At 65.5% G+C, this 13,658-nt stretch carries 14 protein-coding genes; 9 read left to right on the plus strand and 5 right to left on the minus strand.

The annotated features are described in order from the left end of the window. Positions 1-126 precede the first annotated feature (126 nt). The 4 genes from JQ635_RS21435 (at position 127) to JQ635_RS21450 (ending at position 3,303) form a co-directional block, all read left to right on the plus strand. Positions 127-876 carry an electron transfer flavoprotein subunit beta/FixA family protein gene (locus tag JQ635_RS21435; RefSeq protein ID WP_211411768.1) on the plus strand — a complete coding sequence of 250 codons (750 nt, stop codon included), beginning with the start codon at positions 127-129 and terminating at the stop codon, positions 874-876. Then, on the plus strand, positions 876-1,820 hold the full coding sequence (locus JQ635_RS21440; protein WP_211411769.1) for an electron transfer flavoprotein subunit alpha/FixB family protein: 945 nt from the start codon (positions 876-878) through the stop codon (positions 1,818-1,820). Before JQ635_RS21435 ends, JQ635_RS21440 begins: the two co-directional genes overlap by 1 nt. A gap of 209 nt (positions 1,821-2,029) precedes the next feature. Continuing rightward, positions 2,030-2,911, plus strand: coding sequence for a 3-hydroxybutyryl-CoA dehydrogenase (locus JQ635_RS21445; protein ID WP_211411770.1), 882 nt, complete (start codon positions 2,030-2,032; stop codon positions 2,909-2,911). Positions 2,912-3,108: 197 nt separating this feature from the next. Further along, complete coding sequence (locus JQ635_RS21450) at positions 3,109-3,303, plus strand: putative motility protein (protein ID WP_211411771.1); 195 nt, start codon at positions 3,109-3,111, stop codon at positions 3,301-3,303. A gap of 3 nt (positions 3,304-3,306) precedes the next feature. On the opposite strand, the gene tlpA is transcribed toward JQ635_RS21450, so the two are convergent. Beyond that, positions 3,307-3,972 carry a thiol:disulfide interchange protein TlpA gene (gene tlpA / locus JQ635_RS21455; protein WP_211411772.1) on the minus strand — a complete coding sequence of 222 codons (666 nt, stop codon included), beginning with the start codon at positions 3,970-3,972 and terminating at the stop codon, positions 3,307-3,309. Positions 3,973-4,073: 101 nt separating this feature from the next. On the opposite strand from tlpA, the gene argH reads away from it, so the two are divergent. The 3 genes from argH (at position 4,074) to lysA (ending at position 7,135) form a co-directional block, all read left to right on the plus strand. Next, positions 4,074-5,471: an argininosuccinate lyase gene (gene argH / locus JQ635_RS21460; protein WP_211411773.1), complete on the plus strand. Its 1,398-nt coding sequence runs from the start codon at positions 4,074-4,076 to the stop codon at positions 5,469-5,471. A 93-nt stretch (positions 5,472-5,564) separates the two neighbouring features. Further along, positions 5,565-5,846: an LPS translocon maturation chaperone LptM gene (gene lptM / locus JQ635_RS21465; protein ID WP_211411774.1), complete on the plus strand. Its 282-nt coding sequence runs from the start codon at positions 5,565-5,567 to the stop codon at positions 5,844-5,846. 23 nt (positions 5,847-5,869) lie between these two features. Beyond that, positions 5,870-7,135, plus strand: coding sequence for a diaminopimelate decarboxylase (gene lysA / locus JQ635_RS21470; protein WP_211411775.1), 1,266 nt, complete (start codon positions 5,870-5,872; stop codon positions 7,133-7,135). 201 nt (positions 7,136-7,336) lie between these two features. On the opposite strand, the gene JQ635_RS21475 is transcribed toward lysA, so the two are convergent. Together JQ635_RS21475 and JQ635_RS21480 are read right to left on the minus strand one after the other, a co-directional pair. Continuing rightward, positions 7,337-8,245, minus strand: a complete 909-nt coding sequence (locus tag JQ635_RS21475; RefSeq protein ID WP_211411776.1) for an NAD(P)-dependent oxidoreductase — start codon at positions 8,243-8,245, stop codon at positions 7,337-7,339. 216 nt (positions 8,246-8,461) lie between these two features. Further along, positions 8,462-8,845 carry a carboxymuconolactone decarboxylase family protein gene (locus JQ635_RS21480; RefSeq protein ID WP_008567285.1) on the minus strand — a complete coding sequence of 128 codons (384 nt, stop codon included), beginning with the start codon at positions 8,843-8,845 and terminating at the stop codon, positions 8,462-8,464. 168 nt (positions 8,846-9,013) lie between these two features. Here JQ635_RS21480 and JQ635_RS21485 point away from each other — a divergent pair, with 168 nt between their 5' ends. Continuing rightward, positions 9,014-10,945: a TIGR02302 family protein gene (locus JQ635_RS21485; RefSeq protein WP_211411777.1), complete on the plus strand. Its 1,932-nt coding sequence runs from the start codon at positions 9,014-9,016 to the stop codon at positions 10,943-10,945. Continuing rightward, positions 10,933-12,081 (plus strand): DUF4175 family protein, encoded by a 1,149-nt coding sequence (locus tag JQ635_RS21490; protein ID WP_211411778.1) that lies wholly within the window; start codon positions 10,933-10,935, stop codon positions 12,079-12,081. Before JQ635_RS21485 ends, JQ635_RS21490 begins: the two co-directional genes overlap by 13 nt. Positions 12,082-12,299: 218 nt before the next feature. Here JQ635_RS21490 and JQ635_RS21495 read toward each other — a convergent pair whose 3' ends face one another. Together JQ635_RS21495 and JQ635_RS21500 are read right to left on the minus strand one after the other, a co-directional pair. After that, a complete protein-coding gene (locus JQ635_RS21495; protein WP_166818684.1) occupies positions 12,300-12,674 on the minus strand; it encodes a response regulator in 375 nt (124 codons plus the stop codon). A gap of 36 nt (positions 12,675-12,710) precedes the next feature. After that, complete coding sequence (locus JQ635_RS21500; protein ID WP_211411779.1) at positions 12,711-13,589, minus strand: MJ0042-type zinc finger domain-containing protein; 879 nt, start codon at positions 13,587-13,589, stop codon at positions 12,711-12,713. Between the last annotated feature and the right edge of the window lie 69 nt (positions 13,590-13,658).

The following is a 13,658-nucleotide window of genomic DNA, read 5'->3' on the forward strand; positions in this document are numbered from 1 at the left end:
CCTATTTGGGCGGTGCAATTCTAAGGTCTAAAAATTGGCCGCTTCGCGCGTTGACCGGGCCGGATCAGGCCTTTAGGTTCCGCGCCAGTTGATAACCCCCCTCCCAAATTGAGTGAAAGAGGATCGATGAAGGTCTTAGTGCCGGTAAAGCGGGTGGTCGATTACAACGTCAAGGTCCGCGTCAAGGGCGATGGATCGGGCGTTGAACTCGCCAACGTCAAGATGTCGATGAACCCGTTCGACGAAATCGCGGTCGAGGAAGCGCTGCGCCTGAAGGAAGCCGGCAAGGCGACCGAAGTCGTGGTGGTCTCCATTGGACCTGCGCAGGCGTCGGAGACGATCCGTACCGGTCTCGCCATGGGCGCCGATCGCGGCATCCTGGTGAAGGCCGAAGGCACCGTCGAGCCGCTCGCCGTCGCCAAGATCCTGAAGAAGGTTGCTGAGGAAGAGCAGCCTGGCCTCATCATCCTCGGCAAGCAGGCGATCGACGACGACAGTAACCAGACCGGCCAGATGCTGGCCGCGCTGCTCGGCTGGTCGCAGGCGACGTTCGCCTCCAAGCTCGAGGTCGAAGGCTCTGACTTCAAAGTCACGCGCGAAGTCGACGGCGGTCTGCAGACCGTCAAGCTGAAGGGACCGGCGATCGTCACCACCGACCTCCGTCTCAACGAGCCGCGCTACGCCTCGCTGCCGAACATCATGAAGGCGAAGAAGAAGCCGATCGCGGAGAAGACCGTTGCCGATTACGGCGTCGATATCGCCGCGCGCCTCGAGGTTCTCAAGACCACTGAACCGGCGGGCCGCAAGGCGGGCGTCAAGGTCAAGGACGTCGCCGAGCTGGTGTCGAAACTCAAGAACGAAGCCGGGGTGCTCTGATGACGACGCTTCTGATTGCCGAACACGACAATGCGTCGCTCAAGGATGCGACCAACAAGACCCTGACCGCGGCTGCCGCGCTCGGCGCGGACGTCGAGGTGCTGGTGGCCGGCCAGAACGCCAAGGCCGCGGCGGATGCTGCTGCCAAGCTTGCCGGCGTGAAGAAGGTGCTGCTCGCCGACGGCGAGCTCTACGCGCACGATCTCGCCGAGCCGCTGGCCGCGCTGATCGTCTCGCTGGCCCCGTCCTATGACGCGATCGTCGCGCCCGCGACCTCGCGCTTCAAGAACGTGATGCCGCGTGTCGCCGCCCTGCTCGACGTCATGCAGGTCTCGGAGATCATCAAGGTGGTCGCCCCCGATACCTATGAGCGTCCGATCTATGCCGGCAACGCCATCCAGACGGTGAAGTCGAAGGACGCCAAGAAGGTCATCACGGTCCGCACCTCCACCTTCGCCGCAGCGGGCGAAGGCGGCAGCGCGCCGGTCGAGGCCGTGGCGGCAGCCGCCGATCCCGGCCTGTCGTCCTTCGTCGGCGAGGAAGTCGCCAAGAGCGACCGTCCCGAGCTGACCTCGGCGAAGATCATCGTCTCCGGTGGCCGCGCCATGCAGAGCCGCGAGAATTTTGCCAAGTACATCGAGCCACTGGCTGACAAGCTGGGCGCCGGTGTCGGTGCCTCGCGTGCGGCGGTGGACGCCGGCTATGCCCCGAACGACTGGCAGGTCGGCCAGACCGGCAAGGTCGTGGCCCCCGAGCTCTATGTCGCCGTGGGTATTTCCGGCGCGATCCAGCATCTGGCCGGCATGAAGGACTCCAAGGTGATCGTCGCGATCAACAAGGACGAGGACGCGCCGATCTTCCAGGTCGCCGATTACGGCCTGGTCGCCGACCTCTACCAGGCGGTTCCGGAGCTGACGGCCGAACTGGGCAAGCTCGGCAAGTAAAACGCGTTCAAAACACCGGCCGGAGGTATAAACTCCGGCCGGTGTTTCATTTTTGAGGCGTTTTCTTTGGCGTGGGGCACGCCTTCGAAGCGATCCAATCTAGGTTTCGAGCCAAGGTTCTGATTAAATCAGGCTTCTGGTCAAATCAGACCTCCCGGCTCAGGGGATAGGCAGGGCGCGATATGCGCGCCGTTCCGGTGGATGACATTATGGCGGCAGTGATCAAGAAGGTCGGCGTGATCGGCGCGGGTCAGATGGGCAATGGCATCGCGCATGTTGCGGCGCTCGCCGGCTTCGACGTGGTGCTCAACGATGTTTCGGCCGACCGCCTCAAGTCGGGCATGGCCACCATCAACGGCAATCTGGCGCGCCAGGTCTCCAAGAAGGTCGTCACCGAGGACGCCAAGACCCAGGCGCTGTCGCGCATCGTGGCCGCCGAGAAGTTCGACGACCTCGCCGACTGCGATCTGGTGATCGAGACCGCGGTCGAGAAGGAAGAGGTCAAGCGCAAGATCTTTCACGAGCTCTGCGCCATCTTGAAGCCCGAGGCGATCGTCGCCTCCGACACGTCCTCGATCTCGATCACCCGCCTTGCCGCCGCCACCGACCGGCCCGAGCGTTTCATCGGCATCCACTTCATGAATCCGGTGCCGCTGATGGAGCTGGTCGAGCTGATCCGCGGCATCGCCACGGACGACTCGACCTTCGAGGCGGCCAAGGAATTCGTCGCCAAGCTCGGCAAGCAGGTCGCGGTCTCCGAGGATTTCCCGGCCTTCATCGTCAACCGCATTTTGCTGCCGATGATCAACGAAGCGATCTACACGCTGTATGAAGGCGTCGGCAATGTCGAGGCGATCGACGCGGCGATGAAGCTCGGCGCGCACCATCCGATGGGTCCGCTCGAGCTTGCCGATTTCATCGGTCTCGACACCTGCCTGTCGATCATGCAGGTCCTGCACGAGGGCCTTGCCGACTCCAAGTACCGCCCGTGCCCGCTGCTGGTGAAATATGTCGAGGCCGGCTGGCTCGGTCGCAAGACCCAGCGCGGCTTCTACGACTACCGCGGCGCCAAGCCGGTTCCGACAAGGTAATCCATTTCCAGGTGCCGTAGGGTGGGCAAAGGCACAAAGCGCCGTGCCCACGATATCTCTCCGATCACACGACGGGTTTGGTGGGCACGCTTCGCTTTGCCCACCCTACGGCACTTTTGTCGTGGGTCGGCTCTGTGACAATTCATGTCCCATTAACCCCTCGCGTCTAGGTTACAACCGGTACGAGGGTTCGCGTAATGGATATGATGGCGATGGTCAGCACCATGCTGGCCGCTCAGCAAGGCGCGCTGCAGTCGAATATTGCGGCGACGCTGACCAAGCAGAACTTGGACATGGAGAAATCCACCGTCCTGACGCTGCTCGGCGCCGGTCAGCCCTCGCTCGCCAATGTCGGCCCCGGTGTCGGCGGCAACCTGAACGTGACTGCCTAACCCCTAAAGCGACGCGGCGGCCTTGCCGGTCGCGGCCCGCAGCAGCTTGAGCGCATCCTCGCTCGCCCATTCCGCCGGCCCCGCGATCGTCGCGATCTCGCAGCCTTGGGGGTCGACCAGCACCGAGGTCGGCATACCCAGCGCCCGGCCTATCGCCTTAAGATCCTGGAAAACCTTGGCTTTCTGGTCGTTGAAATAGCCGAGCCGGGTCAGATTGGCCTCTTTCAGGAAAGTCCTGGGCTTCTCGGGGTCGCGGGTGTCGATATTGATCGCCACCACCTCGAAATTCGGGCCCGACAGCTTGCCCTGGAGCTCGTCCAGCGCGGGCATTTCCTTCCGGCAGGGCACGCACCAGGTGGCCCAGAGGTTCACCAGCAGCGTCTTGCCACGGAAATCGGACAGTTTCTTCGGCTTGCCGTCGGCATCCTCGAAGGTGAGGTCGGGCAGCTTCAACGGCGCGTTCGCCATGGTCAGGGCGGCCACCTCGCCATGGGCGAGCGGGGCGATTTTCTGCGCGATTGCCACCGCCGGCTTGCAGGTCGGATCGCCCGAGGGTGCCCGGCTCAGGCCCAGCCCATACAGCGCGGCGAAGCCGGCCAGCCCGCCGATCGCCACGGTGGCGATGACGAGGGGGATCCGGCGCGTGGCGGAGGGCTTCTTGTCGAGCATATCGTTTGTCATCCGGTCGCAGATATGGCTATCAGGGGCCTCTTAATACGGCTGGCCTCGGCCAGCAAACGTGCGGCAAAGCAAGGCGTGAGCAGGGGATCATGAGCAACAAGATGTGGGGCGGCCGGTTCTCGGAACGTCCCGATGAGATCATGGAAGAGATCAACGTCTCCATCGACGTCGATCGTCACCTCTTTGCCCAGGACATTGCCGCGTCCAAGGCCCACGCCGCGATGCTCGCCGCGAACGGCATCATCACGGCCTCTGATGCGAAAAATATCGGCAAGGGTCTAGACACGATTTTGTCAGAGATCGGCAAGGGCGGCTTCGAATTCAAGCGCGCGCTCGAGGACATCCATATGAATGTCGAGAGCCGCCTGTCGGAGCTGATCGGCCCCGCGGCCGGCCGCCTGCACACCGCGCGTTCGCGCAACGACCAGGTCGCGACCGATTTCCGTCTCTACGTCCGCGACGTCCTCGACGAGACCGACGCCGCGCTCGCCGCGTTCCAGCAGGCGCTGGTCGCGCGCGCGCTGGAGCACGCTGCGACAGTGATGCCCGGCTTCACGCATCTGCAGACCGCGCAGCCCGTGACCTTCGGCCATCATCTGCTCGCCTATGTCGAGATGGCGGCGCGCGATCGCGGCCGTTTCCAGGACGCGCGCAAGCGGCTCAATGAATCGCCGCTCGGCGCCGCCGCGCTCGCCGGCACTTCGTTCCCGATCGACCGCCACGCCACCGCGAAGGCGCTTGGCTTCGACCGCCCGATGGCGAACTCGCTCGACGCCGTCTCCGACCGCGACTTCGTGCTGGAGACACTGTCGGCGGCCTCGATCTGCGCCGTGCACATGTCGCGCTTTGCCGAGGAGATCGTGATCTGGACCTCGCCGCTGGTCGGCTTGATCCGCCTCAGCGACAAGTTCACCACCGGCTCCTCGATCATGCCGCAGAAGCGCAATCCGGATGCCGCCGAACTCGTGCGTGCCAAGACCGGTCGCGTCATCGGTGCGCTCAATGGCCTCCTGATCGTGATGAAGGGCCTGCCGCTCGCCTATCAAAAGGACATGCAGGAGGACAAGCAGGGCGCCATGGAGGGCTTTGCCGCGCTGTCGCTGGCGATCCGCGCCATGACCGGCATGGTCCGCGATCTCGTCCCTGACGAAGCCAAGATGAAGGCGGCCGCCGGCGAGGGTTACGCCACCGCGACCGATCTTGCCGACTGGCTGGTGCGGACCCTGAAGATGCCGTTCCGCGAGGCCCACCACGTCACCGGCCGCATCGTCGCCAAGGCGGCCGAAGGCGGCATGGCGCTGCACGAGCTGCCGCTGAAGGAGATGCAGGCGATCGAGCCGAAGATCACCAAGGACGTGCTCGGCGTGCTCTCGGTCGAATCGTCGGTGAAGAGCCGCACCAGCTTCGGCGGTACCGCGCCGAAGAACGTGGCGTCGCAGGCCAAGGCCTGGGCGAAGCGGCTGGAAAAAGAGCGAAAATTGGGCTGAGGGCAAAATTTCGCTTATGTTTCATGGTCATCCGGCTCTCGCCAGAGCGCGCCAATCTCTGTATGGTGCGGCCCGCGTAGTGGGGATTTCGTCGTGACGTCAAAGTTTCGCCCGGCCGGCTCGGGGTGGGCCATCATTGTCTTGAGCCTGACGGCGCTCGCGCTTGCCGGCTGCGGCCGCAAAGGTCCGCTCGACCTGCCGCCGACCGCGTCCACGGCCAATGTCGCAGCGCCAACCGACACCGAGACCGAAGCCCAGAAGACGCCGAGCGTGTTCAACCCCACCTATGGTGCGGACGCTGCACCTGCGGCTCCCAAGGGCAAGAAGAAATCGTTTATTCTCGACCCGCTCCTGGACGACAAGCCCAGCCGGTAGGCTGGAGTAACTGAGCCAACGCCATGAACCATTTCGACTATCGCAACGGCGTGCTGCACGCCGAGGCGGTGAACCTGTCCGAGATCGCCGCGAGCGTCGGCACGCCGTTCTACTGCTATTCGACCGCGACGCTGGAGCGGCATTACCGCGTCTTCACCGAGGCTTTCGCCGGCGAGAAGGTGCTGGTCTGCTACGCCATGAAGGCGAACTCCAACCAGTCGGTGCTGCGCACGCTGGCCAAGCTTGGGGCCGGCGCCGACGTGGTCTCGGGCGGTGAGTTGAAGCGCGCGCTGGCCGCCGGCATTCCCGCCAGCAAGATCGTGTTCTCCGGCGTCGGCAAGACCGAAGACGAGCTGCGCGCCGCGCTGGCCGCCGACATCCTCTGTCTCAACGTCGAATCCGAGCCGGAGCTCGAGCTGCTGTCGCGCCTTGCGACCGAGATGGGCAAGACCGCGCGGATCTCGTTGCGCGTCAATCCCGACGTCGATGCCGGCACGCATGCAAAAATCTCCACCGGCAAGTCCGAGAACAAGTTCGGCATCCCGATCGTGCATGCCCGCGAGGTCTACGCGCGCGCTGCGAAGCTGCCTGGTATCGAAGTGACCGGCACCGACGTGCATATCGGCAGCCAGATCACCGATCTCTCCAGCATGGAGACCGCGTTCCGCATCCTCTCCGAATTCGTGCAGACGCTGCGTAGCGATGGCCACGACATCAGCCACGTCGATTTCGGCGGCGGCCTCGGCATTCCCTATTACATGGACCGCGAGGCCCCGCCGGCGCCCGCCGCCTATGCCGCCATGGTCAAGCGCGTCAGCCACAATCTCGGCTGCACGCTGATGTTCGAGCCGGGCCGCATGATCGTCGGCAATGCCGGCATCCTCGTCGCCAAGGTGATCTATGTGAAGCACGGCGACGGCAAGAACTTCGTCATCATCGACGCCGCGATGAACGATCTGATCCGCCCGACGCTGTATGAGGCCCATCACGATATCCTGCCGGTGACGCAGCCGGCGAAGGATGCCGCCACGATCACGGCCGACGTCGTCGGCCCGGTCTGCGAGACCGGCGATTATCTCGCGCTCGACCGCACGCTGCCGACGCCGAAGGCGGGCGATCTCCTCGCCATCATGACCGCCGGCGCCTATGGCGCCGTGCAGGCCGGCACCTACAACACGCGCCCGCTGGTGCCCGAGGTGCTGGTGAAGGGCGATCAGTACGCCGTCGTGCGCCCGCGCATCGAGGTCGAGCAGCTGATCGCGATGGATACGCCGGCGCCGTGGCTGTGAGGCGGTGAGGGACGGTAAGGCGGTTTAACAACTTCGGTGTCGTCCCGGCGAAGGCCGGGACCCGTTACCCCAGGAAGTAATTTGGCGCGAAGCTGGTAACCACGAGTCTTCGCCAAACCTCTCCCTGGGGTAATGGGTCCTGGATCAGCGCTCGCTCCGCTCGCTTGTCCAGGACGACGTGGACAGGGGATGCGCGAGAAACTACTTCCCGACCAATCCGCCCGTCTTCCCGCCAACCACGACCCCCGCCTTCTTCTCGATCGGCTTGATCGCCGCGGTGAAATCCGACTCCGCGCCTTCCTCGCTGATCACGGTCTCCCATAGCCGCCCGACTGCGTCGGCGACCTCCATCGACAGGCCGAGCTGCTTCATCTCCTCCAGCGCCAGCCGCACGTCCTTCACCATCAATCCCGTGGCGAAGCCGAAATCGAAGGTGCGCGGCAGGACCGAGCGCGGAAACTTGTCGCGGCTTGCGGTGTTCATGCCGGAGCCGGCATTGATGACGTCGATCATCACGGCGGGATCGAGCCCGGCCTTCACGCCCATCACGACGGCTTCCGAGGTCGCCACGATGGCGGTGGCCGACAGGAAATTGTTGGCGAGCTTCATGGTCTGCGCCGCCCCCGGCTTCTCGCCGATGAAGAATACTTTTCCGATCACGTCGAGCGCCGGCTTCAGCAGCTCGAACTCCGCCTTCGGCCCCGACACCATCACTGCCAGCGTGCCCTTTTCGGCGCCGCCGACACCGCCCGAGACGGGGCAGTCGATCTGCACGATGTTGCGCTTGGCCAGGAGGCCGTGAATCTTCGATGCCATCGCCGAGCCGACGGTGGAGAGATCGATGAAGCGCTTTGCACGCTTGCCCTCGATGACGCCGTTCGCGCCCGTGGCAACCTCGAGCGAAGCCTGCAGCGAGGGCAGGCTCGCCATCACGGTCTCGACCTGGTCGGCGACGTCCTTCGGCGACGACGCAGCGGTGGCGCCGCGCGCCACCAGCTTTTCGACGACCTCCTTGCGCGTGTCGAACACGACGAGCCTGTGTCCCGCCTCGATCAGCCGCCGCGCCATCGGGAAACCCATGTTTCCGAGCCCGATGAATCCGATGTCCATGGTGTTTCCTTGTGCTTGTTATTCGTTGTTTGTTGAACGGCTCGCGCTCACCCTCGGTGTCGTCCTGGCGAAAGCCAGGACCCATTACCCCAGGGAGAGGTGTGGCGCGAAGCTGACAACTCCGAGTCCTCGTAACCACATCCGAAGGTGGTTATGGGTCCCGGCCTTTCGCCGGGACGACGGAGGTGAGGCGTTGCTCCCCTCACCACACGTCCCTCACGCCTTGCCGTCGATCTCCGCGAACACCTCGCGCGCGATGCGAAAACTGTCGACGGCGGCGGGCATGCCGCCGTAGATGGCGACCTGCATCAGGATCTCGCGGATCTCGTCGCGGGTGACGCCGTTGGTGAGCGCGCCCTTCAGATGCGCGCGAAACTCGTGCTGGCGGTTGAGGATCGCGATCATCGCGATGTTGAGCATGCTGCGGGTCTTGCGCGGCAGCTCCTCGCGGCCCCACACCGTGCCCCAGCAATATTCGTTGAGCATCTCCTGGAATGGACGGTTGAAATCGTCGACGTTCTTCAGGGCGTTGTTGACATAGGCTTCTCCGAGTACCGCTTTGCGGACCTCGAGGCCCTTGTCGTGCATCTTCTTGTCCATGGCGTTTCCTTCATTGTCCTCAGGTGGCGGCGCGGAAATTACGGGGTTGCGGCGGGCCAGTCACGTCCTCGTGTTATGCGGGAAAAGGGGTGTCTCCCGTACAGGAACGGATGCCTCAGTGCTGCCGTTGTGGTACGCTTCACTCTACCGGGCAACCTGGAGAGCTGATTGAACGGCGTCACCCCCGACCCGTCAGACCCTATCCGCGACGGCGACGCTCTGTCGCGGCTGAAGCTGGCGCAGGCCCTCGACAGGGCCATCTATGCCATCGCGTGGGAGCGTGCCTGGCCAAATCTCGCGCGGCTGCTGACCGTCATCGGCCTGTTCCTGGTAGTGTCCTGGGCCGGTCTCTGGCTGGCGCTGCCGTTCCTGGCCCGTGCCGTCGGTCTCGTCATCTTCGCCGGCATTGCGATCGCCGTGCTGTTCCCCCTGCTTCGGTTCCGCTGGCCGAGCCGCGAGGAAGCGCTGGGCCGGCTCGACCGCGGCTCCGGCATCCGTCATCGCCCGGCGACCACGCTCACGGACACCCTGACCTCGCAGGACCCGATCGCGAAGGCGCTGTGGCAGGCGCAGCGCGAGCGCACGCTGGCCTCGCTGAAGCGCATCCGTGCCGGCCTGCCGCGACCGCGGCTCGCGCTCCATGATCCCTGGGCGCTGCGGGCGCTGGTCATGGTGATGCTGGTTGCGACCTTCTTCGCTGCCGGCGACGAGCGCGCGATGCGCGTCGGGGCCGCCTTCGACTGGAATGGCGTGCTGGCGCCGACGAACGTTCGCGTCGATGCCTGGGTCACGCCGCCGCTCTACACCGGCAAGCCGCCGGTGATCCTGTCGGCGGCCAACAAGGAAGCCGCAGCGCTGCCGGCGAGCGGTCCGCTCGCCGTTCCCGCCGGCTCGACCCTGATCGTGCGCTCGTCCGGCGGCAACCTCGATGTCGTCGTCTCCGGCGGCCTCAAGGAGGTCGCTCCCACCGAGGCCACGCCCAAGGGCACCAACGAGAAGCATTTCGCCATCACAGCCGACGGCACTGCGCATGTCCGCGCGCCCTCCGGCCAGCCGCAATGGGCGTTTGCGGCGACGCCTGACCGCGCGCCGACGATCTCGCTCGCCAAGGATCCCGAGCGCCAGGCGCGGGGCGGACTTCAGCTCTCCTACAAGATCGAGGACGACTACGGCGTCACCGGCGCCGAGGCGCAAATCGGCCTGCGCTCCGCCGATGCCAAGGACGGCAGCAAGGACGACACCAAGGCCGCCGCGCGGCCGCTGTTCCAGCCGCCGCAATTCCCGCTGGTGCTGCCCAATGCGCGCACCCGCAACGGCGTCGGCCAGACCGTGAAGGATCTCAGCGAGGATCCCTATGCCGGCGCCGACGTCACGCTGACGCTCACCGCCAAGGACGAGGCCGGCAACGAGGCTAGAAGCGAACCGTTCAACATGCGCCTGCCCGAGCGTCTGTTCACCAACTCGCTCGCGCGCGCGCTGATCGAGCAGCGCCGCATCCTCGCGCTCGACGCCAACAAGAATTCCGACGTCTATGCCGCGCTCGATGCGCTGATGATCGCGCCCGAATTGTTCACGCCGGATGCCGGCTGCTATCTCGGCCTGCGGAGCCTGGCGCTCCAGCTCGAGGCGGCCCGCACCGACGATGCACTGCGCGACGTGGTGGCGAGCATGTGGGCGTTCGCGGTCACCATCGAGGACGACGGTGTCGCCGGCAGCGTCAACGCCGCGCTGCGCTCGGCGCAGGACGCGCTGAAGCGGGCGCTGGAGCGCGGCGCCAGCGAGGACGAGATCAAGGTGCTGACGCAGAAGCTGCGCGAGGCGATGGCGGGCAAGGTGCGCGATCTCGCCCGCCGCGCCGAGCAGAATCCGCTCGGGCCCCGGCAGCCATTCCCGGCGGAGGTCCAGCTCATCCTCGACAAGGCGATCGAGCTGCGACAGAAGACCCAGCATGCGACGGCGGAGCAGCTCGAGGAGCTGGCGCAGCAGCAGGACGCACTTCGCCAGCAGCTTCAGGCCTATCGGAAGTCTGCGAGCAACCGGGCCAAGGCGGGCAACGACGGGGCCAACCAGTTTACGCGGGACCGGAAATGCGGAAACTAGCGCGCGTGCCAGTCTTCAAGGCGATCTCGATCGCCTGCCTCGCCTTCCTCCTGGGCGGCGTTTCGCCGGCCGCTGCCCAGCTGGATCAGGATCCCGATGCGCTGCTCGACAGCGCCGAAAAGGCGATGCAGGATTCCGGCGACAGCCTCAGGCAGAAGGAATCCGGCAAGAGCCTGAGCAACCAGTCCGACGCCATCCAGAAGCTCGAGGAATACAAGCGGGCGACGGAACGGAGCCAGTCCTCCAGTCGTGATCGCAACGTCATCACGCAGCGCGATCTCGACGAGCTGCTGAAGCAGATCGAAAAGGCGGCGCGCGAGGGCAATAAAGAAGCCGCGCAGCGCATGCTCGAGCAGCTCGCGCAGATCATGGAAAATCTCCAGATGGCGCAGCCGGGACAGTCCGGCGACAGCGACATGGAGCAGGCGCTGAACGAGCTCAGCGACATGATCCGCAAGCAGCAGCAATTGCGCGACAAGACCTTCAAGCAGGGCCAGGACTCCCGGCGTGACCGCTCGCGCGGCAAGCAGGGCGACCAGTCGATGTCGGACCTCCAGCAGGACCAGCAGGCGCTGCGCGACCGCCTGAAGAAGCTGCAGGACGAGCTCGCCAAGCGCGGCCTCGCGCAGAAGGGGCAAAAGGGCCAGAAGCAGCAGGGTCAGAAGGGCCAGCAGGGCGATCCGGGACAGTCCGGCCAGGATGGCGATCAGGACGGCGACCAGGGCGATGACGATGGCAGCCTGGATGCCGCCGACGGCGCCATGGGCGATGCCGGCTCGAAGCTCGGCGAGGGCAACGCGGATGGTGCCGTGGATTCGCAGGGCAAGGCGCTCGACGCCCTGCGCAAGGGCGCGCAGAAGATGGCCGAGGCGATGCAGCAGGGCGACGGCGACGGGCAGGGCGATGGCCCCGGCAACCGGGCCGGCCGCCAGCAGAGCGGCGGCAATCAGACCGATCCGCTCGGCCGGCCCCTTCACGGCCGTGAGTTCGGCGACGATTACACGGTCAAGATTCCCGGCGAGATCGACGCTCAGCGTGTCCGCCGCATCCTCGAAGAGCTCCGCCGCCGCCTGGGCGATCCGTCCCGCCCGCAGATCGAGCTCGATTACATCGAGCGGCTGCTGAAGGATTTTTGAGGGCGATAGTCTCGATGCCTCCCCAACGTCGTCCTGGCGAAAGCCAGGACCCATTACCCCAGGGAGGCGTTTGGCGGAGGCTGGTTCCCGGTACGACTTCCATTTCCGACCGATAAATCACGCGGTATGGGTCCTGGCCTTCGCCAGGACGACACCGAATGCGTAGCGGCGGCGTTGCGTCATAGAGGCATAGCCGACGCGACTGCGGTGGCCGCCCGCTACCCCTTCTTCGCCGCCAGCGCGTCGGCCACGGCGGTGCGGATGTCCGCGACCGAGAACGGCTTTGTCACGACGTCATGCACCAGCGCATTGAGGTTCGACGCGCGCTCGCGCTGGTCGGCAAAGCCGGTCATCAGCAGAATGGTCAGGTCGGGGAAATCGCGCGCGGCGGACAGCGCCAGCGCGATGCCGTCCATCACGGGCATCTGTATGTCGGTGAGCAGGAGATCGAACGCGCCGTCCTCGCGGGTCAGGATCTCCAGCGCTTCGGCGCCGTCCTGCGCGGTCACGGTCTCGTGGCCGTCCATGGCGATGGCGCGCGCGACCAGCGTGCGCATCGAATCCTCGTCGTCGGCGATCAGGATCTTGGACATGAGACCAACCTTGGGACCAACCTCCCGTGCGACGATTTATACGCTGCCGCCGGCGATGTCGCGCCGGTTGAAGAAGCGAACGTCGATATTGCGGCCCTCCGGCGGGGGCGAAGCCAGGCGCGAGCGGAAGAAAGCGCGCTCGCCGGGCTGAAGCACAGTCTGTTCCAACACGGTATTCCAGGCGTAGATCTCCGCGCCCTGCGCGTCGCGCACGGCAAAGCGCAGCCGCGGGATATCGAGCGGCTTCTTGCCCTGACCGACGATCACGCCCTCGATCACCAGCACCTGCTTACCGTCGACGGTCTCGCTGGAGAGTTTGACGTCCTTGAAGGTCAGCCCGCGCAGGTTCACCTCGAGCCCGACCATCTTGTAGAACGCCGCCGTCTGCGGCAGCAGGCGCACCACGTCGCCGCGCCACATGATCAGGGCCAGCACCAGCGCGGCCATGGCTGCGCAGGCGGTCGGCAGGCCGAAATAGGATTTTCGCGGAGCAACAGCGGGGACTGGACGCTTCACCCGCGCGCCGGGGCGGCTGAACAGGCTGCGGAACCAGGATTGGTGCTGTGCGCCGACGGCTTCTTCCTCGGCAGCCCGTGCCGCCGCTGACCACTCGTCCTCGATCTCCCGGGCGTTGTCGGCCGGCCAGTCGCTGGCGATCGAGGGGCTCTCGACCACCGGGGTGTCGGCGGCGTTATCGTCCTTGGCATAGGAGTTCCACTGCTCGGCCAGGTCGGACTGGTCGTCGGCCTGGCTGGCCGCGGCCATCGCCGGCACGGACGCCTCCTCGATGGCATCCTCGGCATAGGCGACCCAGGTCTCCTTGCAGCGGGAGCAGCGGACCGTCCGTCCGTTCGCCCCCAGGCTCGCGGGCTTGATGGCGTAGGATGTCGTACAATGGGGGCAGACGATATGCATGGACGAGCCTTGATGCACGGACTGGTCTTGATGACCCGGAGAGCCGGTTGCCCTGGATGCTACAAGGCG

The sequence above is a fragment of the Bradyrhizobium iriomotense genome (assembly GCF_018130765.1).
Lineage (GTDB): Bacteria > Pseudomonadota > Alphaproteobacteria > Rhizobiales > Xanthobacteraceae > Bradyrhizobium > Bradyrhizobium iriomotense_A.